Source organism: Mesorhizobium sp. M1329, from assembly GCF_040318035.1.
Classification (GTDB): Bacteria; Pseudomonadota; Alphaproteobacteria; order Rhizobiales; family Rhizobiaceae; genus Mesorhizobium.
Map to the genome: position 1 here is coordinate 80088 of NZ_JAMYLN010000022.1, position 18779 is coordinate 98866.

The following is an 18779-nucleotide window of genomic DNA, read 5'->3' on the forward strand; positions in this document are numbered from 1 at the left end:
TCCGGCCGCGAAGCCGACAGGATAGGGTGCGCGAGAAGCCCGGGCAGACAGGGCCGGAGGGACAATGGCTGAATTCACGCTCTTCATCGGCAACAAATGCTTCTCGTCCTGGTCGCTGAGGCCATGGCTGGCGATGAAGCATCTGGAGATCCCGTTCGAGGAAGGTCTTGTCCGCCTGCGCACGCCCGAGACCGCGGCCAATCTGGCCAGGATATCGCCGACCGGCCAGGTGCCGGTGCTGAACCATCGGCTGCCGGCTGGCGAGGTCCGGATCGTCTGGGAAACCCTTGCCATTCTTGAATATCTCGCCGAGCTGTTTCCGGAGAAAAAGCTCTGGCCGGCCGACATCGGCGCTCGCGCGCTGGCACGCTCGGCCGCAACAGAGATGCATTCGGGCTTTCGCGAGGTCCGCTATGGCTGGCCGATGAATTTGCGCCGGCCGAAAGGCCACAAGCCGCTCGACGCCGAAGGTGAGGCGCAACGGGCGCGCATTGAGGAGCTATGGCGCGAATGCCGCGAAAAATACGGCAAAGGCGGCCCGTTTCTGTTTGGCAGTTTCACCGCGGCCGATGCCATGTACGCGCCGGTCGTCACCCGCTTCGACACCTATGGCGGCACGCTGGCAACCGATACCCGCGCCTATGTCGACGCCGTGCTTTCAATGCCGGCGATGCGCCACTGGTATGCCGAGGCGGCGAAAGAGCCTTGGCCGGAGCCCGGCCCAGACGAATAGAGCCGAGCAACCGGCAAGCTCGTCTTCCACTTCGCGGCCCGCGGCCTATCTGAAGATCGGGCAGGGGTTTTGGAGACTTCACAATGACATCTGTTCCTTCCGCACTGGCCGGCAAGGTCGCACTCGTCACCGGCGCCTCCTCGGGCATCGGCGAGGCAACGGCTGTGGCGCTCGCGGCCGCCGGGGCCAAGGTTGCCATTGCCGCACGCCGCGCCGATCGGCTCGAAGCGCTGGCCGCACGTATCGAAAAAGCCGGCGGCACGGCGCTCCGCATCGAGGCCGACGTCACCAGCAACGACGATGTCACCGCCATGGTCGACAAGGTCGTCGCCGAATGGAGCCGTCTCGACATCCTCGTCAACAATGCCGGAGTGATGCTTCTGTCGCCCGCCGCCGAGGCGGTGCTCGACGACTGGCGCCGCATGATCGAGCTCAACCTGCTGGCGCTGATGGGCGTCACCAAGGCGGCGCTGCCGCATCTGAGGGCCGCCAAGGGGCACATCGTCAATGTCTCGTCGGTCGCTGGCCGTGTCGCCAATCCGGGCGCCAGCGGCTACGCAGCAACCAAGTTCGGTGTCGTCGGCTTTTCCGAATCGCTGCGCCGCGAAGTCTACGCCGACAAGGTTCGCGTCACCGTCATCGAGCCTGGCCTGGTGCGTACCGAACTCGGCGACCACATCACCAATCCGGCGGCGAAGGCCGGGCTCGACCAACGGCTCGCCGCCATGGAAGCGCTGACCGCCGAGGACATAGCCGCGGCCATTCTCTACGCCGTGAGCCAGCCGGCACACGTCAACGTCAACGAGATCGTCATCCGCCCGACCGACCAGGAACGGTGAACGGCGTCAGATATTTTCGCTACGCTTCGAACCCCGCCCTCAGGAAATCGCCACACTCCTCGACCAGCCGCGACGGATCCCTCGCGAGGTAGACGCCGAAATCCGCCATCGGCGCCGGCGGCAGGTTGAAGCGTCCGTTGAGGCTTTGGCAGTCGGGCGGTAGTCCTTCCTGCAGCAGAAGCCCGATGCCAAGCCCGGCCCTCAGCGCCGAGATCAGTGTCGCGAAGGTCGACACGCGGCAGCCGATCTTCCAGCCGATCCCGGCCTCGGCGAGCGAAGCCAGCATCCTGTCCTGCCAGGAGCAGGCGCCCTCGAAGATGATCAGCGGAAGCTCAACCTCGTCATCGATCTCGATCATGCGGCTTGCCGCCCAGACCAGCTGTCGTGACAGATGGCCTCGCGGCGCCATCGTGAAGCGTGCCGGATCGGCCATTACGATGTCGCATCTTCCTTCGCCCAGCGACTTGCTGAGATCGCTGCTGCTGGCCGATGTCAACTCGATCTCCACGGAAGGATGCCGGCGCCGGAAGTCGGCGATGATCAACGGCAGCCGTGTCACCGCCAAATCCTCGACGATGCCCAGCCGGACACGGCCGACCAGCCTGCGGCCTTCTATCTCGCGCCTGGCATCGTCGCCGATCTCGATGGCCTTGCGGGCGAAGGCGAGCAGGATCTCGCCTGCCTCGGTCAGCGTCACGCCGCGCGGCGAACGGCGCAGCAGCTTGGCGCCGACTTCACCCTCGAGGCGCTGAAGCTGCATACTCACCGCCGCCTGGGTGCGGGCAAGCCGATCGGCCGCCCGGCTTACCGTTCCCGTATCGGCCACGGTGACGAAGGCGCGCAGCAGCTTGACGTCGATATCTCCAGTCATAAGAATTCCTGATAGCTGTGTCAGCACTATCAGGCTATCCGAAAGCCCGATCTGAATTCAAGGTCCGCTCGCACGAACGGAAACAGGAGCAGCCACCTTGTCGTACAGAAGAAGATTTGAGGAGTTCGGTGTCGCCTGGCCCTCGCTCGAGCGGCCCGCTTTGCCGTTCTCGCCGACGGTTCGGGTCGCCGACATCATCTATGTCTCCGGTCAGATCCCCGAGATCGGGCAGGAGATCGCTGCGATCGGCCAGGTCGGCAGAGAGATCGATCTGACTGCGGCGCGGAACGCTGCCCGGCTCTGCGCGGCCAACATCGTCTATTGGCTGGACAAGGAACTGGACGGCAATCTCGACCGCGTCGTGAAATTCGCCAAGCTGACCGTCTATGTAAATGCAGCGGCCGGCTTTTCGGCCTATTCGGAGGTCGGCAACGGAGCATCCGAATTTCTGCTCCATGTTTTCGGCGAGCGTGGCGAGCACGCCCGCTGCTCGCTCGGCATGGCCGGCTTGCCGGCCAATGTTCCGGTCGAAGCCGACGCTATCGTGCATATCCGCTGATGCACGCCCAAAGCATGGCCTCAGGCCTGACCCGAGGCTGCGCAGTCGAACCAGGAGGAGGCTTGGCTTGATAAGTACAGATCTTGAGGGACGGAGGGCGCTCGTTCTCGGCGGAGGCAAGGGCCTCGGTTTCGGCGTTGCCGAAGCGCTCGCGGCGAAGGGCGCCGAAGTCATCCTGGTCGGACGAGGGGAGGCCACCCTCGATGCGGCCCGGCGCGCGATCGAGGCCGCCGGCCACATCTGCTCGACCTTCAGCGCCGACCTCTCCGACAACGACAGCGTCTCCGGGCTGATCCGTGCCGTCGAGGGCGAGGATCAGCGGATCGACATCATCCTGCTCAATGGCGGCGGCCCGCCACCCTTCGCGGCCAGCGTCTTCGATGCGAGCGTCTGGGAGAAGCAGTTCACCAGCATGGTGCTGAGCCAGATGCGCATCGCCGTTTCGTTCCTGCCTGGCATGCGGGCGCGGCGCTGGGGACGCATCATCGCCGTTTCTTCGACTTCCGTCCGCGAGCCGATCCCCGGCCTTACCGCTTCGAACGCGCTGCGTGCGTCGCTCGCCGGCTGGGCCAAGACGCTGGCCGGCGAAGTGGCGGCGGACGGCGTCACTATCAATCTGTTGCTGCCGGGCCGTTTTGCGACGGACCGGACGAAACAGTTCGACGCCATGGACGCCGCCGACAGGGGTGTCGACGCTGCTGTGATCGCCGCCGAGAGTCAGGCTGAAATCCCGGCAAAGCGCTACGGCACCCCCGCCGAATTCGGCGCAGTTGCCGCATTCCTGGCCAGCGACGCGGCGACCTATGTTACCGGCGTGGCCTTGCCGGTGGATGGCGGGCTCAGCCGCGGCATGCTGTGAGGGGCAGCGGCGCGAATGGTCGTATCACACAGGAACGCCCCTCGTGCCTTTTATCTGCGCGGGGGGCGTCCTGTTTGTCGTCCGCCTTTCTCAAGATCGCTCTTTCGAGAACGGCTTTCGACACCAAAAAAATGCCCTGGCGCCGAAATGGTTCCCGGCTAAGTGGCTTGGGCTCGCCCGGCTTTCGCTCTCAAATGTGCTTGCACAGGCAGTCGCGGCGCCCCCGGCGAGTGTGACAAATCGGTAGTGTCTCAGTCTGAATTTTCAGGATTGGGCGGAAAGGCTGCCCGACATGTCAAAGGGCATCACTCGTCTGGCAGCCGCTCCGGCGACTCTTGCGCCTCTTTGGATACCCAAACTTGGCTTGGAATAGAATGACCGATCCATTCGCGCCAATGCGAGGCGAGCCACTTGGGCGATATTGCCACCGCCCCTTCTGCCTTCGCTTCTTTTGGCAGGTAAACGAGCACGTGACCTGCGTCATAGCCGCTGCACCGTACAAGACCCAGACCCGATGCCTCAAACGTATTAAACAGCATGTACTCTCGGATTTCCTCTACTGGAGTTCGAGCGCGGAAGCGGAACACCGCGCCACGGTAGAGGAGATCGTTTTCCCCCAGTGAATCAAGAGTGGTCCAAGTCAGCATCCTGCCTCTAGACTTCGCCGGTGTTCTTCTTGTATGGGCCCGCGCGACCCGGCTTCGGCGCAACGGCGTCCATCTTCTCGCAAAGATCGGCAATTGACCGGAGCGCCTCGGACTGCCGCCATGGCTGACGAAGTCTTAGGCGTCTTATAGATGTGAATGAAGTTGATGCGGGCTGCATTGCCGATTACGTCGGACGGGCGTTTCTGGCCTTTAGGTCCGGTCGGCATTGTTCAAGTCCGCCAACTCGGCTTCTGCCTCAGCTAGCTCCGCTTTGTATTCGGCGATCTTCTCAGGCGTTGGTTCCCAAATTTCCGGGTCACCCATTGTCAGAGCGCGGATCATAGCAGTTGCCGCAGTTACCCGCGCTTCCGCCGCCTGTCGCAGGAGCGAATTCACAAGGCCGTTCGTTTCGTCTGGTTGCTCACTCATACGGCGAACGTATAGGACAGAGCGTCGCAACGCGGCAAGAGAGGCGTCAAATTTCAAACTGAAACACCACCGGCAAATCAAAAAAATTGACACGGCGCGCAAAGAAGTCTACAAGAATTTTGTCGATGTTTGTTTGACCGACTTTTGTTATCCGCGCGCCGAGGCGCGCCTTTGACGAACTTCCCCATCAAAATCGAGACAAACGTTGTTATGCATCCGCATGACGGCGAATGAATATTTGCCATGGAAAGGGTTCGTTATGAGCACAGGCACAGTTAAATGGTTCAACGCCACCAAGGGTTTTGGTTTTATTCAGCCTGACGACGGTTCTGCCGACGTTTTTGTCCACATCTCTGCCGTCGAGCGCGCCGGAATGCGCGACATCGTCGAGGGCCAGAAGCTTGGCTACGAGATGGTCCGCGACAACAAGTCGGGCAAGATGTCCGCCGACCAGTTGAAGGCGGCCTAAAACGGAATTCAGCCTCACCGGTGACCACGGATGTACTGGCACCGGTGAATGGCAAATTCCAGCGCATGGTCGCGGGGAGGTTAAGTCCCCGCTCATGCGCATGAGAAGAACGTTTCTTTGCGCGTCTCTCGGGATGCGCGGGCGCTCTCATGGAAGGTCAGGCGGTGCCTGGCCTTTTTCATTTTTGCGCTTCGACCGCCGAAAGAGCGCTGCTCGACGGCCCGGACGTGCTAAGGACGTTTCAGCAATTTGAAACCGGCTGCCGTATTGCTTTGTGCGGGGTCCTGGCCGAAAGACCAGTCTCGCCACTTTTCGGCGGCGCGCTCCGAACCGGGAGAAAGACCTTGACCGAAACTTCAAAAAAACCCCGCGACCAGGCCGAATCCATTTTTAGCAAGACGCGGACCCAGTCGATGTCGCTCGACCGTATCAATTCCGAACGGGATGCCGTCAGCCAGGCCCGCGAAGCCAAGACCGCGCGGCTGCGCGAACTGCGCCTGGAAAAGGAAGCCGACGAAATGGCGGCAGCGGTTGCGCTCGCGGCCTCGCCAAAACGCGCAGGCAAACGCTAATGGCCACCAAACGCGTGCCTCAAAAGGCGATCGCCGCCGATTCGACCATCGCCGATGTCGTGGGTGAACTCGACAAGCCGGTCGAATATGTCCGGCGCGTGCTCGAAAAGCTCGAGCGCTGCAGGCGTGTCCACGGCGATGCCCAGGTTCGGCTCGGCGTGCGCGGCCGCGCCGAATGCCCCAATTACCTTATCGAATACGTCCGGGAAAACGCCAAGACCCGCGAGCGCGTGACCTTTCAGGATGCCGCCTACAGCGGCAGCACGCATCGCGAACTGGCGCCCCGGCACATCGAGGAAGCCAGGAACTGGTCGCCCGAAGAAATGAACATCACGGCCGTTTCGGCGCTCATCGGCCGCCTTCGCAATCCGAATGCGCCATCATCGCGTTTCTCTGACGAGGATTGATATGGCAATCAAGTTTTCCGCCAAGGGCCAGCCGGCAGCACCTGCTGCCGCCGTGAAGCCGGCCAAGCCGTCCGCCGCGCCAAAAACCGGTGAAGCCGCCGAAGCCGGCACCGATCTGTTCAGGTCGCCGGCCGAAGCGCCGCCGCGCAAGCCGAAGAAGAAATAGCGCCCTTGCAGCAAAATGCCGGCCGGAAATCCGCGCCAAGGCTGCTTGCCCTGGCGGTCGCGGGGGATTTTTCGTCGCCACAACAGGGCGCCGATCCGGTTGCCTTCGATTGCCAGACCTGTGGCGCCTGCTGTGCCTACTCGTCCAGATGGCCGCGCTTCTCCACCGAGGATGACGCGCAACTCGACCTTATCCCGCAAAAATACGTGGCTGCCGACGAAGCCGGCATGCGCTGCGACGGCGCGCGCTGTTCGGCACTGTGCGGCGAGGTCGGCAAGTCGACGGCCTGCGGCATCTACGACATCCGTCCTGACGTCTGCCGCGCCTGCATGCCGGGCGATGACGACTGCCTGATGGCACGCCGGGCTCACGGTCTGCCGACGCCGTAATGGCGGCCCTCGGGCTGGCGTCTCAGGTTTGAAATTCGTCAGTCAGATGATCGAAAGTCGCTGCGGTAGAGGCCGGGCGATCGTCCGGTCAACCGTTTGAATGCCTGCGAGAACGACGGCACCGATTCATATCCGACGGCGCGCCCGATCTCGCCAATGTTCTGGTTCGTTTCTCGCAGAGCCTTGGCGGCAAGGTTCATCCGCCACCGGGTCACATAGGACAGCGGCGGCTGTCCCACCAGTTGAGCGAAGCGACGCGCGAAGGTGGCTCGGGACTGTGCCGCGCCGCTGGCAAGGGAAGCGATGGTCCAGGGATTGCCCGGCCGCTCATGGATCAGGCGCAAAGCCTGCGCAATGCCTTTGTCGCGCAAGGCGCCAAACCATCCCCCTGTTCCGAGTGGCTGATGTTCGATCCAGGCACGCAACAGGAAGATCAACGTGCTGTCGAGAAGGCGTGGAGCGACAATATCGTGGCCGCCGAGATTGCCTTTCGCTTCGACCTGCAGAAGTTCCAGGGCAAGCCGCAGCGGCTCGCTGGTGCCTATCTGATTTCGGGTCAAACGGATCAGCGGAGGAAGCAGCGAAACCATCGGGTACGGCCCGACGCCGTCGAGTGAATATCTCGCACAAAGAAGAGTTGTCGCGCCGCTCTCGCTTTTCGGTTCTGGTCCGCTCCGATTTGCGGAAAGGACGGCGGATATCGATGCCGTCGGTGCATCAGCCGGATTGCAAAGGGCATGCCCGATACCGCTCGCGACAAGGATGACGTCTCCCTCGCCTAAGCGGACCGGCTCCTTTTCACCGGCTAGCCGCAGCCAGCATTCGCCGTTCTGTATGACGTGGATGGCGGCATTCCTTGTCGGATCGACCGAAATACCCCACGGCCGATGCAGGGTCGCGCTGCCGATCATGGCGCTGCCAAATCTCAGCGAAGCAAGAACTTCGGACAAGGCGTCCATGAGAACCAACCTCCAACGAATAGGACTATTAGACGATTGGATAAGAATCTAGCGGAATAGCGTATCGACCATCTCACAATCGCGACAGATCATGTTGGCAATGTCGGCGTGCGGACGCTCCTGTCCACACCGGGCAGAAGCGGGCACCTGACGGAGCAAAACATGCGTGATGAACCATCAAATCCATTCCAGCCAAGGCTCATAGTTCGCTCGAGACCAACAAGATGATCGCCCTGGACTTCATCGACAAAGCGGTAAACCAAGGCAACATCGAAGCTGCTTCGATGCATTTTGGCGAACGCTACATCCAACACAATCCGAACATTGCGGATGGTGCGGACGGCTTCAAAGCCTATCTGCAGCAGCTCAAACAGTCATTTCCCCTCGTGAAGGGAGAGGTGAAGCGGATTTTTGCCGAAGGGGATTTCGTCATCGTGCACATGCACGCAAAACGTGAACCCGAAGAGGAGGGCTTGGCCATCGTCGACATTTTCAGGCTGAAGGACAGCAAGCTCGTCGAACACTGGGAAGTTCGCCAGCCTATTGCCGATAGCAAGCTGCACGCCAACAGCATGATCTGAATGCGCATAGGCTCTCAGGCTGGCTTGTGCCCGCACGTTTCGCTGATTAGGCTGCCGGCGGCTGGGGCAGCACCGGGAGACCATCTGTGAGCATCGAATTTCTGTTGACGTCGCTGATTGTCGTGGCTTCGCCCGGTACCGGCGTTCTCTATACGCTGAGCGCCGGGCTTTCGCGTGGTGCGCGCGCCAGCATCATTGCCGCTTTCGGCTGCACGCTCGGCATCATTCCGCACATGGCGGCCGCCATCACCGGCCTCGCGGCTCTGCTGCACACCAGCGCCGTCGCCTTCGAGACGCTGAAATATCTCGGCGTCGCCTATCTTCTCTACATGGCCTGGAACACGCTGAAGGAGAAGGGCGGCCTGAGCGTCGATGAAGATGTCGCGCCGCGCTCCGCCGGCAAAGTGATCACTTCGGGCATCCTCATCAACATCCTCAATCCGAAGCTGTCGATCTTCTTCTTTGCCTTCCTGCCGCAATTCGTCAGCACCACCGAACCGCATGCGCTGTCGAAGATGCTGGAGCTCAGCAGCGTCTTCATGCTGCTCACCTTCGTGGTCTTTGTCGGCTACGGCGTTTTCGCGGCGTCAATCCGCAGCCATGTCGTGTCGCGGCCAAAGGTGCTGACCTGGATGCGCCGTACTTTCGCCGGTGCCTTTGTCATGCTCGGCGCCAAACTGGCGCTGGCGGACCGGTAGATCTCCCTGTTTTGAGGCAATTCCGGACGGAAAACCGTTCGCACATTCCTGGAATTGCTTACCGCTGCGGATCGGCCGGCCCGCTTTCGGTTTCGGAAGCCTCGCCGCCTCCGAAACCTGGCGCAGCGCGAACACCCAGCCGCCAGGCCGATGGCGGGACGCCGATCATCTTCTTGAAGGCACGGCTGAACGCCGCCTCGGACTCGTAGCCGATTTCCGCCGCTATGTTTGCGACGTTGCTGTTGCCGGTGCTGAGCAGTTCCGAGGCAATCTGCATCCGCCATTTGGCGAGATAGTGCACCGGCGGCATCCCGACGAGCCTGGTGAAACGCTCGGCGAGCACGGTGCGCGACAGCGCGGCCTCCTTCGCCAGCGCCTCCACGGTCCGAAGCTGAAGGACTTCCCCGCCGAACTCGGGGGCTCGGGTGTGAGCGTGCCGGAGTAACCCGGCAATGCCATACGATTTCGAACAGCGACATCTCACGGCAGGAGAATATGCATGGACATCACGACATTTCGCGCCACGCAGGAGCCGATCAAGGATCTATATCGCAAGGATGCGCGCGCGGCACTTCTTACGCTAAAGGCCAGGGGCAGTGCCGACGACTCCAAGGTCACCTGCAAGGTCGAGACAGGACGTGGGCTCGCGCTAGCGGGTATCCATCCGAAGGCCGGGGGCAGCGGACAGGAGCTTTGTTCCGGCGACATGCTGCTGGAAGCCCTTATCGCATGCGCCGGCGTTTCGATGAGGGCGGCGGCCGCCGTCCTCGAAATACCGATCAAGTCGGCCGAAATCTCCGCCGAGGGCGACGTCGATCTTCGCGGCACGCTCGGCGTCACCGAAGGTGTGCCGGTCGGCTTCAAGGAGATCCGCCTGCGGTTCGACATCGAGACCGACGTTGCGCAAGACCGGCTGACTGACCTGCTCGAGCTCACCGATCGCTACTGCGTGATCTTCCAGACGATCCAGCGCAGTCCCAAGACCTTCGTGAAGCTTCACAAAGTCGTGCGGTAGCCCACGACCTGCCCGGAATCCTAAACTTTGGGGATTCCGGGCAGGGCCTGAGCGCGGCCTCACTGAATGCAGCTTGGCTGAATGCAGCTTGTCGCCAAGCTCTATCCCTTAACGTAGCCCATGGCCTCGACGATCTGCCCGTCCTTGACGCGCATTAGGTTGACGCCGCGCAGCGAATTGCCGTCGGCCATCCAGTAGCGCCAGCGGATCGTCGCTCGGTCGCCGGCGACGAAGGTTTCTTCGATGTCGAAGCGCGTGCCGGGCCCGGTCGCGATCGCCGACCACAGTTCGACGCAGGCGCCCTTGCCGATGCGGCGGGCGCCGTCCGGGGCCGGCGTGGTGTTCTCGATCACGCAGTCTTCCGCCACCAGATCGTCGAGCGCCGACGGGTCGTGGCGCTGGAAGACGTCGTTGTAGCGCCGCATGATTTCGGCGGTCTCGGCGGAGCGTTCGGCTGCGGCGATGTCGATGATGAGTTCCTGTGTCATTGGATATTCCTTCCCTTCAGTGATCGGTAGCGGTTTCGATGAGCCGGGCCTTGAGCGTGATCACGGCGACGCCGGCCAGCGCCCGCGATACGAGGCAGCTCTCCTTGGCGGTCTGCGCCAGCCGCTCGAACTCCGCCGCTGCCAGCCCAGCGACGCTTGCCTCCGTCTCCAGCTCGATACGGGTCAGCGTCGGTCCGGCCGCGCTGGCGCCGAGATGGGCTTTCGCGATCGTGTGGATGTGCACGGGAGTGTGACCTTCGCGGCCGAGGATGGCGCTCAGCGCCATCGAGAAGCAGCCGGCATGCGCCGCCGCAATCAATTCCTCGGGGTTGGTACCGGGACCGTTCTCGAAACGCGACGGGAAGGAGTAGGCACCTTCAAAGACGCCGCTGCCGAGCCTCAGCCGGCCCGAACCTTCCTTCAACGATCCCTGCCATTGGGCCTCTGCTTCACGAATGGTCATTGTGTCTCTCCTTTGATTTGAGGGTTGATCAGTTTTTGAGCGAACCAGTCAGGCGCCGTCGACGACCACCTTTCCGAAGACGTCGCCTTGCTGGAAATAGCGGTAGGCGTCGTTGGCCTCGTCGAAGGCGAACACCTTGTCGATGACAGGCTTGAGCCGATGCACCGAGATGGCGCGCAGCATGGCTTCGAGGTTGGTGCGATTGCCGACGAACAGGCGGCTGATGGTGGCGAGGCTGCGCTGGTAGACGGGGCCGGGGATCTGCACCGTCCCGCCTTTCGCATCCTGTATGGTGAGAAGCACGATGCGCCCGTAAAGCGCGCAGGCGATCATCGATTGCGCGAAGGTCGGCGGGCCGCCGGTCTCGACGACGAGGTCGATGCCGCCGGTCTGCTCGCGCACCGCAGCACCCCATTCCGGCATGTCGGCGGTCGAGACGACGAGGTCGGCGCCCAGCGCCCGCAGCCGGTCCAGCTTCTCGCTGCGCGAGGTGACTGCCACGACACGGCAGCCGAGCAGCTTGGCGAATTGCAGCGCAAACAGCGCGACACCACCTGAACCGATGACGAGAACCCATTGGCCGGGCTTCGGCATTTCGGCCGCCGTCACCGCATTCCAGGCGGTCAGGCCGGCGCAGGTCAGTGTCGCTGCTTGATGCCAGTCGAGATGATCGGGAAGCCGTACCGCCCATTGCTCGTCGAGCACGGCGTATTCGGCCAGCATCCCGTCCAGCGTGCAGCCAAGCTGGTCGATCAGCCCGGCATTGATGCGGCCGTCGATCCAGCGCGCGAAATAGCTGCCGATGACGCGGTCGCCTGCCGCAAAGCGGTTGACGGCGTCGCCGACGGCAACGACTTCGCCGGCGCCGTCACTCAGCGGGATAACGCCTTGGCGCGGCGCCAGCGGATAGGTGCCGTTGAGGATCATCGTATCGCGGCGGTTGAGCGAGGTGGCGCGAACACGCACGACGATCTCGTGCGGCTTCGGGGTCGGCTGCGCCTCGTTGCGCATCACCAGGCACTTGGTCCCGCCGGTTCCTTCAAGACGATAACTGCGCATTAGCCCTCGCTCAAATATGTAGACTGATCTACATATTATATAGACCGGTTGTCATATTCGAGGCAAGGCCTATAGTGCTCACTCCTGACAGAGGTTGACATGGCGAACGACACTCGCACCCGCATGCTCGAGGCGACGGCGCTGCTGCTGAGGCAGCGCGGCTACCACGGCACGTCGCTCAACGACATCTTGAGCGCCTCCTCTGCGCCAAGAGGCTCGCTTTACTTCCACTTTCCGGGCGGCAAGGACCAGCTGGTCATCGAGGTGACGCGCAATAGCGTCGCCGATGTGACGCAGAGGCTGGACGCCGCGCTCGCCGCTGAAAAGGACCCGGCGGTGGCTGTCCACCACATCTACCAGTCGGTCGCGCGCATGCTGGAAGACAACCAGTTCACGCTCGGTTGCCCGATCGCGCCCGTGGTGTTGGATTCGCCGACCGACATGCCGGAGTTGGTTGAGTTGTGCCGGTCAGCCTTCGAGCAATGGATAGGCTTGCTCCGGGCGGCCTTCGTCAGGGCAGGGGTGCCCGAGCGCCGCGCGCATACGCTGGCGCTGCTGGTCGAATCATCGCTGGAAGGGCTGATGGTGATCGCGCGCGCCACCCACGACCGCGCCCCGGTGCTAGCGGTAGCCGATGAGGTCGCGGCGCTGATTGAGGGGGCATTGCCGGCGAAAGAGATCGCATCACGGCGCATTGACGTTTCGCGCTTCCAGGGCATCAAGGCCAGCGCGGAGCCCTGCTGAAGTGCCGACACTCCAGCTCGGCGATTCACGTTCTGCGCCGACGCCGAAGAGGGGTGAGGGGTATGCTTCCGCTTGGTTTGGAATCGAACAGCCTCTCATCCTCCGTCCCATCAACAAAAAAGGGCGACCTCTCGGCCGCCCTTTCCGTATCTGAAGGCTGACGGGTTGGATTAGAAATCCATACCACCCATGCCGCCCATGCCGCCGCCGCCCATGCCGCCAGGCATGCCGCCGCCAGCCGACTCCTTCTTCGGAGCCTCCGCGATCATGGCTTCGGTGGTGACCAGCAGGCCGGCGACCGAGGCCGCGTCCTGCAGAGCCGTGCGCACAACCTTGACCGGATCGACGATACCCATGGCGATCATGTCGCCATATTCGCCGGTCTGGGCGTTGTAGCCGAAGGTCGCGCCCTTGTTCTCAAGGATCTTGCCGGCAACGATCGATGCTTCCGCACCGGCGTTGGCCGCGATCTGGCGGGCCGGAGCCTGCAGCGCGCGACGCACGATGCTGATGCCCGCGGTCTGGTCGGAGTTGGCGCCGGTTGCCTTGATGCTCAGCGAAGCGCGCAGCAGTGCGACGCCGCCGCCGGGAACGATGCCTTCTTCGACGGCCGCACGGGTCGCGTTGAGGGCGTCATCGACGCGGTCCTTCTTTTCCTTGACTTCCACTTCGGTCGCACCGCCGACGCGGATGACGGCAACGCCGCCCGCCAGCTTGGCGAGACGTTCCTGCAGCTTCTCCTTGTCGTAGTCCGAGGTGGTCTCCTCGATCTGCTGCTTGATCTGGGCGACGCGGCCCTGGATCTCGGCCTTCTTGCCGGCACCATCGACGATGGTGGTGTTCTCCTTGGAGATCGACACCTTCTTGGCGCGGCCGAGCATGTTGAGGCCGACATTCTCGAGCTTGATGCCGAGGTCTTCGGAGATGACCTGGCCACCGGTGAGAATGGCGATATCTTCCAGCATGGCCTTGCGGCGATCACCGAAGCCCGGCGCCTTGACGGCAGCGATCTTCAGGCCGCCACGCAGCTTGTTGACGACCAGCGTGGCCAGGGCCTCGCCTTCGACGTCTTCCGAGATGATGACCAGCGGCTTCGAGGTCTGCACGACAGCCTCGAGGATCGGCAGCATGGCCTGCAGGTTGGAGAGCTTCTTCTCGTGGAGAAGGATGTAGGCGTCTTCCAGATCCGCAACCATCTTCTCGGCGTTGGTGACGAAGTAGGGCGAGAGATAGCCGCGGTCGAACTGCATGCCTTCGACGACCTCGAGCTCGGTCTCGGCGGTCTTGGCTTCCTCGACGGTGATGACGCCTTCATTGCCGACCTTCTGCATCGCTTCCGCGATCATCGAGCCAACCGAAACATCGCCATTGCCGGCGATGGTGCCGACCTGGGCAACCTCTTCTGAGGTCTTGATCTTCTTGGCGTTCTTGATCAGCGTCGCGACGACGTCGGCGACGGCGAGGTCGATGCCGCGCTTGAGGTCCATCGGGTTCATGCCGGCGGCAACCGCCTTGTGGCCTTCCTGGACAATCGACTGTGCCAGAACGGTCGCGGTCGTGGTGCCGTCGCCGGCGATGTCGTTGGTCTTCGAAGCAACTTCGCGGACCATCTGCGCGCCCATGTTTTCGAACTTGTCTTCAAGCTCGATTTCCTTGGCGACGGTGACGCCGTCCTTGGTGATGCGCGGTGCGCCGAACGACTTGTCGATGACGACGTTGCGGCCCTTGGGGCCGAGCGTGACCTTCACCGCGTCGGCGAGGATGTTGACGCCGCGCAGCATGCGCTCACGAGCGTCGCGGGAGAATTTTACGTCTTTGGCAGCCATTTTTAGCTCCTGGCAGGGGCTTGGATTGAGCCCGAAGATTTAAATGAGGGTGAGGCCGATATTCAGCCGATGATGCCCATGATGTCGGATTCCTTCATGATCAGAAGGTCTTCGCCATTGAGCTTGACTTCGGTGCCCGACCACTTGCCGAACAGGATGCGGTCGCCGGCCTTGACGTCCAGCGGGACGAGCTTGCCGGCTTCGTCGCGGGCGCCGGAACCGACGGCGATGATCTCGCCTTCCTGCGGCTTTTCCTTAGCCGTATCGGGGATGATGATCCCGCCCGCGGTCTTGGATTCGGATTCGACCCGACGAACGACCACGCGGTCATGAAGCGGGCGGAACTTCGACTTTGCCATTTTTTATTCCTCGATGAGAATGGTGAGAACAGTTCCTCCGTCCGGCGGCGCCGGACATGTGGTTAGCACTCATCTTGGTGGAGTGCTAACGTGGCCGTGAAATAGGCTGGCAGCTCGCGTGAGTCAAGGCGCCCGGTGAGCATCATCAGGACAATTGCTTCAAACATGATCATTGACTAATCGCTGATCTTGCCGGGAGGAGGATGCCATGACCATTCATCATCACCCAGGCAAGGAGCGGATCGACGCGGTGCGGGCTTTCAACCGCTTCTACACTCGCCAGATCGGGCTGCTCGACGAAGGGCTGCTGAAAAGCACTTTCTCGCTGACCGAGGCGCGGGTGCTCTATGAACTGGCGCATCGCGATGGCCTGACCGCCACCGACCTTGCGCGCGATCTCGGCCTCGATGCCGGTTATCTCAGCCGGCTGCTGAAGAAGTTCGAGGAGCGTGATCTGGTTGAGCGCGCCACGATCGAGGCGGATGCGCGGCGCTCGTCGATCGCGCTCACCAAGGCCGGGCGGCAGGCTTTCGCGCCGCTGAACCAGGGCTCGCACGACCAGGTCGCGGCTTTGCTCGAACGGCTTTCGGTTGCCGAACAGGACAGGCTGGTCAAGGCCATGCAGACGGTGCAGCGCCTGCTGGACGGGACCGCCGAACCCAAGATTCCCTACACGCTGCGGCCTCTGCAGGTCGGCGACATCGGCTGGATCATCCATCGCCAGGGTCTGCTCTACGCGCAGGAATATGGCTGGGACGAGACCTATGAAGCGCTGGTCGCCGAAATCCTCGGCGCCTTCGTCAAATCCTTCGATCCGAAATGGGAACGCAGCTGGATCGCCGAGCGGGAAGGGGAGGTCGTTGGCTCGGTCTTCGTCGTGCGCCAGTCGGACGCGGTGGCGAAGTTGCGCCTGCTCTATGTCGAGCCGTCGGCGCGCGGCCTCGGCATCGGCAAGCGGCTGGTCGAGGAATGTGTCGGCTTTTGCCGCGCCACGGGTTACGGGACACTGACGCTGTGGACCAACGACGTGCTCGCCGCCGCCCGCCACATCTATGAGGCTGCGGGCTTCAAATTGACCAACGAGGAGCGCCACCATTCCTTCGGCAAGGATCTGGTCGGCCAGAACTGGGATTTGGAGTTGTAGCAGCGCTGCAGAATTTCGGGCATCGGCCTGCGGCGGTCGCTCAGGTCGCAGGCTTGATGTTTTGGTTCAAGCGAAAGAAATTGGTAGGATCATACTTGTTTTTTAGTGCGGCCAACTTCGGATAATTCTCGCCGTAAGCTGCCAGAACCCGATCAGTGCCCTCGTCGCCGAGATTGTTGGCATAGACGCCGCCGGTCGAGAACGGTCTCATTGCATCCCACAGCTCACGCGCCCATCGGATGTGCGTTTCGTCGTCAGACGGATTGTCCCAGATCGATATCGGGAAGCAATCGTAAAGTGCATCTCGGTTGGCGCAGGGCGTTCCGTCCATCGGTACTCGCGAGATGGCGCCGCCAACCTGCTGCAGGACCAGAAGCGATTCGCTGGGTGCAGTCATGTAAGCCGCAAACATGGTATCGATCGCCTGATCTGTGATTTCGCGCATGAACTGCGCCTTCCAGTAGTAGCGCCGACCGCGCGGAAAGAGGCTGTCCGCGGCCGATTGGATTTGAAGATAGGGGACAGGAGCAATCCGGCGCTCAACCGGCGTGCCATACTCTCTCAGAGGTTGAATGATTTGCTGGCCCTCGTCGAGTGGGCCGATGTAGCACGCCGATATGCTGAAGAAGCGTTCGCCCGAGGGCGCCGTCACAAGTGCTGCATCCAGGCTCAGCTCATCCGGGGCGCCGCTCGAGAACGCACGATAGAACCGCATCGCTTCGCGTGCCTCTTCGTACCGGTATAGCATCGATCCCGCGATGAGGAGCGGACCCACGGGATGGAGCTTGTATTCGAAAGTCGTGACTATTCCGAAATTGCCGCCGCCGCCCCGAATGCCCCAGAACAAATCTGCATTTTCGGCCGCGTTTGCCGTGAGCAACCGGCCGTCCGCCGTCACGATTTCGACAGCGACAAGGTTGTCGCAGCTCAGTCCATGTTTGCGGCCAAGCTTGCCGAACCCGCCGCCGAGTGTCAGTCCGGCTATGCCGGTATCCGCGTTGACACCCATGGTCGTCGCAAGACCATGGACCTGCGTGGCTGCGTCGAACTCGCCCAGGTTCAAGCCGGCTTCTGCGCGCGCAACACGACGGATCGGGTCGACTTCGATCCGCTTCATGCGTGACACATCGATCACCACGCCGCCGTTGCATACCGAACTGCCGGCGACGTTATGGCCACCGCCGCGGACGGCGACGAGGAAGCCTTGCGATCGGGCGAAGTTGACGGCCGTGACGACATCGCTGGATTCGGCGCAATAGAAGATAGCCGCCGGCCTCTTATCGACCATGCCATTCCAAACTCTGCGCGCCTGGTCATAGCCAGGGTCGTCCGGAAGGATCAGATCGCCGCGAATCGCCTGCCTGAGGCGGGCGATATCTGGCGCCTGCAACGTCGGCTCGGAACCGTCTATAAGCTTGAACATGCTCATCGAGGGACACCCTTCGTGATTCGGCACGGTTGGACAGGCCGCTTTCGTTCACCGACATGTGTCGGATTATAATGATCTCATGCGGCGCCATTCGCTGCAAAATCGAATATCTCAGTCGCTGGATGAGCTAAATTCATCTAAACTGCCTGGATGAGAAAACTTCCGCCGCTCGGGTCGCTTCGCGCCTTCGAGGCCGCTGCCAGGCTGATGAGCTTCAGGAAGGCCGCGACGGAACTCGGAGTGACGCCAACGGCCATCAGCCACCAGATTCGATTGCTGGAGGAGGTCTGTGGGCAACTGCTGTTCCGGCGGCGCCCACGACCGCTCGTGCTCACAGGCGTGGGCGAACGGCTATTCCCGGTAATTTGCAACGGCTTCGACGCTTTCGCTGCGGCAATAGCATCAGCCTCGGCCGGTGTTGGCCAACGCCCGTTGCGCGTGACGAGCCCAAATGCATTTGCCAGCCGATGGCTGGTTCCGCGCCTGTCGAAGTGGCGCGAACAGCATCCGAACATTCCACTGGAGATCATCGGGACAGACGCCGTTCTGGACCTGCGAGCCGGTGACGCCGACGTCGCGATCCGCTATGCGCGCAGAATGCCGAGGGATGTTCCCGCGCAGGAAATTTTTCGGGACGCATTCTTTCCGGTATGCAGCCCGGAGCTGTTCGCGGAAGGCGACCGACAGATCGAGCGCGCCGCCGATCTGCTGCAACACCCGCTCATCCATTTCAATTGGACGAACCGCGACCCGGAAGCGCCGACTTGGCAGCGATGGCTGGCGATCGCACGCTCGATCGATCCCAGCATCCCCAATGCCAACCAGGCATGGGACTTAAGCTTCCGCGAAGAGCTGCACGCGATCGACGCGGTCGCGGCCGGCCAAGGCATCGCTATCTGCAGCGATGTGGTCGTCAGTGGCGAACTCGAGGCCGGCAGGCTGGTCAAGGCACATGATCTCTCTCTGCCAGGCTATGGCTTTTACCTTGCCTGCGTAGCCAATCACCCCCGACAAGCGCATATCGAAGCCTTTTCCGCCTGGATGAGATCGATGGCCTGAGCATCTGAACGCCGA

25 protein-coding genes are annotated in these 18779 nt (G+C 62.2%); 15 read left to right on the forward strand and 10 right to left on the reverse strand.

From position 1 onward, the window contains the following. The first annotated feature begins 64 nt into the window (after positions 1–64). A complete protein-coding gene (locus tag NKH21_RS21550; RefSeq protein ID WP_352867435.1) occupies positions 65–733 on the forward strand; it encodes a glutathione S-transferase family protein in 669 nt (222 codons plus the stop codon). An 83-nt stretch (positions 734–816) separates the two neighbouring features. Continuing rightward, the gene (locus NKH21_RS21555; protein WP_352867437.1) at positions 817–1572 is read left to right on the forward strand and encodes an SDR family NAD(P)-dependent oxidoreductase; all 756 of its coding nucleotides are present in this window, start codon (positions 817–819) and stop codon (positions 1570–1572) included. A gap of 19 nt (positions 1573–1591) precedes the next feature. On the opposite strand, the gene NKH21_RS21560 is transcribed toward NKH21_RS21555, so the two are convergent. Next, complete coding sequence (locus tag NKH21_RS21560) at positions 1592–2443, reverse strand: LysR family transcriptional regulator (RefSeq protein ID WP_352867439.1); 852 nt, start codon at positions 2441–2443, stop codon at positions 1592–1594. Between the two features lie 97 nt (positions 2444–2540). On the opposite strand from NKH21_RS21560, the gene NKH21_RS21565 reads away from it, so the two are divergent. After that, positions 2541–3002, forward strand: coding sequence for a RidA family protein (locus NKH21_RS21565; protein ID WP_352663284.1), 462 nt, complete (start codon positions 2541–2543; stop codon positions 3000–3002). 67 nt (positions 3003–3069) lie between these two features. Beyond that, positions 3070–3861, forward strand: coding sequence for an SDR family oxidoreductase (locus NKH21_RS21570; protein ID WP_352867441.1), 792 nt, complete (start codon positions 3070–3072; stop codon positions 3859–3861). A 305-nt stretch (positions 3862–4166) separates the two neighbouring features. Here NKH21_RS21570 and imm45 read toward each other — a convergent pair whose 3' ends face one another. Beyond that, entirely contained in the window at positions 4167–4508 is a 342-nt protein-coding gene (gene imm45, locus NKH21_RS21575; RefSeq protein WP_352867444.1) for an Imm45 family immunity protein, read from the reverse strand. A gap of 688 nt (positions 4509–5196) precedes the next feature. Between imm45 and NKH21_RS21580 the strand changes: the two genes are divergently transcribed. The 5 genes from NKH21_RS21580 (at position 5197) to NKH21_RS21600 (ending at position 6940) form a co-directional block, all read left to right on the forward strand. Beyond that, entirely contained in the window at positions 5197–5406 is a 210-nt protein-coding gene (locus NKH21_RS21580; RefSeq protein WP_010915421.1) for a cold-shock protein, read from the forward strand. Between the two features lie 344 nt (positions 5407–5750). Next, positions 5751–5978, forward strand: coding sequence for a hypothetical protein (locus tag NKH21_RS21585; RefSeq protein ID WP_352492637.1), 228 nt, complete (start codon positions 5751–5753; stop codon positions 5976–5978). Then, positions 5978–6385, forward strand: a complete 408-nt coding sequence (locus tag NKH21_RS21590; RefSeq protein WP_292664441.1) for a hypothetical protein — start codon at positions 5978–5980, stop codon at positions 6383–6385. Before NKH21_RS21585 ends, NKH21_RS21590 begins: the two co-directional genes overlap by 1 nt. A gap of 1 nt (position 6386) precedes the next feature. After that, positions 6387–6551 (forward strand): hypothetical protein, encoded by a 165-nt coding sequence (locus NKH21_RS21595; RefSeq protein WP_352867447.1) that lies wholly within the window; start codon positions 6387–6389, stop codon positions 6549–6551. Positions 6552–6601: 50 nt separating this feature from the next. Then, on the forward strand, positions 6602–6940 hold the full coding sequence (locus NKH21_RS21600; RefSeq protein ID WP_352867485.1) for a YkgJ family cysteine cluster protein: 339 nt from the start codon (positions 6602–6604) through the stop codon (positions 6938–6940). A 38-nt stretch (positions 6941–6978) separates the two neighbouring features. Here the strand turns inward: NKH21_RS21600 and NKH21_RS21605 are convergent, their stop codons facing one another. Next, a complete protein-coding gene (locus tag NKH21_RS21605) occupies positions 6979–7899 on the reverse strand; it encodes an AraC family transcriptional regulator (RefSeq protein ID WP_352867450.1) in 921 nt (306 codons plus the stop codon). Between the two features lie 224 nt (positions 7900–8123). On the opposite strand from NKH21_RS21605, the gene NKH21_RS21610 reads away from it, so the two are divergent. Further along, the gene (locus NKH21_RS21610) at positions 8124–8480 is read left to right on the forward strand and encodes a nuclear transport factor 2 family protein (protein ID WP_352867453.1); all 357 of its coding nucleotides are present in this window, start codon (positions 8124–8126) and stop codon (positions 8478–8480) included. Positions 8481–8566: 86 nt separating this feature from the next. Then, positions 8567–9178, forward strand: a complete 612-nt coding sequence (locus NKH21_RS21615; protein ID WP_292664434.1) for a LysE family translocator — start codon at positions 8567–8569, stop codon at positions 9176–9178. Positions 9179–9236: 58 nt separating this feature from the next. Here NKH21_RS21615 and NKH21_RS21620 read toward each other — a convergent pair whose 3' ends face one another. After that, positions 9237–9560 carry a helix-turn-helix domain-containing protein gene (locus NKH21_RS21620; RefSeq protein WP_352867456.1) on the reverse strand — a complete coding sequence of 108 codons (324 nt, stop codon included), beginning with the start codon at positions 9558–9560 and terminating at the stop codon, positions 9237–9239. 117 nt (positions 9561–9677) lie between these two features. Between NKH21_RS21620 and NKH21_RS21625 the strand changes: the two genes are divergently transcribed. Then, positions 9678–10193, forward strand: a complete 516-nt coding sequence (locus NKH21_RS21625; RefSeq protein WP_352867458.1) for an OsmC family protein — start codon at positions 9678–9680, stop codon at positions 10191–10193. A gap of 101 nt (positions 10194–10294) precedes the next feature. Here the strand turns inward: NKH21_RS21625 and NKH21_RS21630 are convergent, their stop codons facing one another. Genes NKH21_RS21630 through NKH21_RS21640 form a run of 3 tightly spaced genes read right to left on the reverse strand, consistent with a single transcriptional unit; the run spans position 10295 to position 12203 of the window. Next, on the reverse strand, positions 10295–10681 hold the full coding sequence (locus NKH21_RS21630; RefSeq protein WP_352867460.1) for a nuclear transport factor 2 family protein: 387 nt from the start codon (positions 10679–10681) through the stop codon (positions 10295–10297). Positions 10682–10697: 16 nt separating this feature from the next. Next, a complete protein-coding gene (locus tag NKH21_RS21635; RefSeq protein ID WP_352867462.1) occupies positions 10698–11144 on the reverse strand; it encodes an OsmC family protein in 447 nt (148 codons plus the stop codon). 48 nt (positions 11145–11192) lie between these two features. Continuing rightward, positions 11193–12203, reverse strand: coding sequence for a zinc-dependent alcohol dehydrogenase family protein (locus tag NKH21_RS21640; RefSeq protein ID WP_352867464.1), 1011 nt, complete (start codon positions 12201–12203; stop codon positions 11193–11195). Positions 12204–12302: 99 nt separating this feature from the next. On the opposite strand from NKH21_RS21640, the gene NKH21_RS21645 reads away from it, so the two are divergent. Further along, on the forward strand, positions 12303–12947 hold the full coding sequence (locus NKH21_RS21645) for a TetR/AcrR family transcriptional regulator (protein ID WP_352867467.1): 645 nt from the start codon (positions 12303–12305) through the stop codon (positions 12945–12947). A gap of 170 nt (positions 12948–13117) precedes the next feature. Here the strand turns inward: NKH21_RS21645 and groL are convergent, their stop codons facing one another. After that, positions 13118–14773: a chaperonin GroEL gene (gene groL / locus NKH21_RS21650; RefSeq protein ID WP_352481739.1), complete on the reverse strand. Its 1656-nt coding sequence runs from the start codon at positions 14771–14773 to the stop codon at positions 13118–13120. Between the two features lie 62 nt (positions 14774–14835). Continuing rightward, positions 14836–15132 carry a co-chaperone GroES gene (gene groES, locus NKH21_RS21655; RefSeq protein ID WP_006203049.1) on the reverse strand — a complete coding sequence of 99 codons (297 nt, stop codon included), beginning with the start codon at positions 15130–15132 and terminating at the stop codon, positions 14836–14838. Between the two features lie 208 nt (positions 15133–15340). Between groES and NKH21_RS21660 the strand changes: the two genes are divergently transcribed. Beyond that, entirely contained in the window at positions 15341–16276 is a 936-nt protein-coding gene (locus NKH21_RS21660) for a bifunctional helix-turn-helix transcriptional regulator/GNAT family N-acetyltransferase (RefSeq protein WP_352867470.1), read from the forward strand. Positions 16277–16316: 40 nt separating this feature from the next. On the opposite strand, the gene NKH21_RS21665 is transcribed toward NKH21_RS21660, so the two are convergent. After that, the gene (locus NKH21_RS21665) at positions 16317–17705 is read right to left on the reverse strand and encodes an FAD-binding oxidoreductase (RefSeq protein WP_352663245.1); all 1389 of its coding nucleotides are present in this window, start codon (positions 17703–17705) and stop codon (positions 16317–16319) included. 150 nt (positions 17706–17855) lie between these two features. Between NKH21_RS21665 and NKH21_RS21670 the strand changes: the two genes are divergently transcribed. Then, complete coding sequence (locus NKH21_RS21670; protein WP_352663242.1) at positions 17856–18764, forward strand: LysR substrate-binding domain-containing protein; 909 nt, start codon at positions 17856–17858, stop codon at positions 18762–18764. The last annotated feature ends 15 nt before the right edge of the window (positions 18765–18779 follow it).

Bases quoted from the DNA above. Each gene is read 5' to 3' on its own strand.
- NKH21_RS21550 (WP_352867435.1), top strand. From the start codon at position 65: ATGGCTGAATTCACGCTCTTCATCGGCAACAAATGCTTCTCGTCCTGG.
- NKH21_RS21555 (WP_352867437.1), top strand. From the start codon at position 817: ATGACATCTGTTCCTTCCGCACTGGCCGGCAAGGTCGCACTCGTCACC.
- NKH21_RS21560 (WP_352867439.1), bottom strand. From the start codon at position 2,443: ATGACTGGAGATATCGACGTCAAGCTGCTGCGCGCCTTCGTCACCGTG.
- imm45 (WP_352867444.1), bottom strand. From the start codon at position 4,508: ATGCTGACTTGGACCACTCTTGATTCACTGGGGGAAAACGATCTCCTC.
- NKH21_RS21580 (WP_010915421.1), top strand. From the start codon at position 5,197: ATGAGCACAGGCACAGTTAAATGGTTCAACGCCACCAAGGGTTTTGGT.
- NKH21_RS21590 (WP_292664441.1), top strand. From the start codon at position 5,978: ATGGCCACCAAACGCGTGCCTCAAAAGGCGATCGCCGCCGATTCGACC.
- NKH21_RS21595 (WP_352867447.1), top strand. From the start codon at position 6,387: ATGGCAATCAAGTTTTCCGCCAAGGGCCAGCCGGCAGCACCTGCTGCC.
- NKH21_RS21605 (WP_352867450.1), bottom strand. From the start codon at position 7,899: ATGGACGCCTTGTCCGAAGTTCTTGCTTCGCTGAGATTTGGCAGCGCC.
- NKH21_RS21610 (WP_352867453.1), top strand. From the start codon at position 8,124: ATGATCGCCCTGGACTTCATCGACAAAGCGGTAAACCAAGGCAACATC.
- NKH21_RS21625 (WP_352867458.1), top strand. From the start codon at position 9,678: ATGGACATCACGACATTTCGCGCCACGCAGGAGCCGATCAAGGATCTA.
- NKH21_RS21630 (WP_352867460.1), bottom strand. From the start codon at position 10,681: ATGACACAGGAACTCATCATCGACATCGCCGCAGCCGAACGCTCCGCC.
- NKH21_RS21635 (WP_352867462.1), bottom strand. From the start codon at position 11,144: ATGACCATTCGTGAAGCAGAGGCCCAATGGCAGGGATCGTTGAAGGAA.
- NKH21_RS21640 (WP_352867464.1), bottom strand. From the start codon at position 12,203: ATGCGCAGTTATCGTCTTGAAGGAACCGGCGGGACCAAGTGCCTGGTG.
- NKH21_RS21645 (WP_352867467.1), top strand. From the start codon at position 12,303: ATGGCGAACGACACTCGCACCCGCATGCTCGAGGCGACGGCGCTGCTG.
- groL (WP_352481739.1), bottom strand. From the start codon at position 14,773: ATGGCTGCCAAAGACGTAAAATTCTCCCGCGACGCTCGTGAGCGCATG.
- groES (WP_006203049.1), bottom strand. From the start codon at position 15,132: ATGGCAAAGTCGAAGTTCCGCCCGCTTCATGACCGCGTGGTCGTTCGT.
- NKH21_RS21660 (WP_352867470.1), top strand. From the start codon at position 15,341: ATGACCATTCATCATCACCCAGGCAAGGAGCGGATCGACGCGGTGCGG.
- NKH21_RS21665 (WP_352663245.1), bottom strand. From the start codon at position 17,705: ATGAGCATGTTCAAGCTTATAGACGGTTCCGAGCCGACGTTGCAGGCG.
- NKH21_RS21670 (WP_352663242.1), top strand. From the start codon at position 17,856: ATGAGAAAACTTCCGCCGCTCGGGTCGCTTCGCGCCTTCGAGGCCGCT.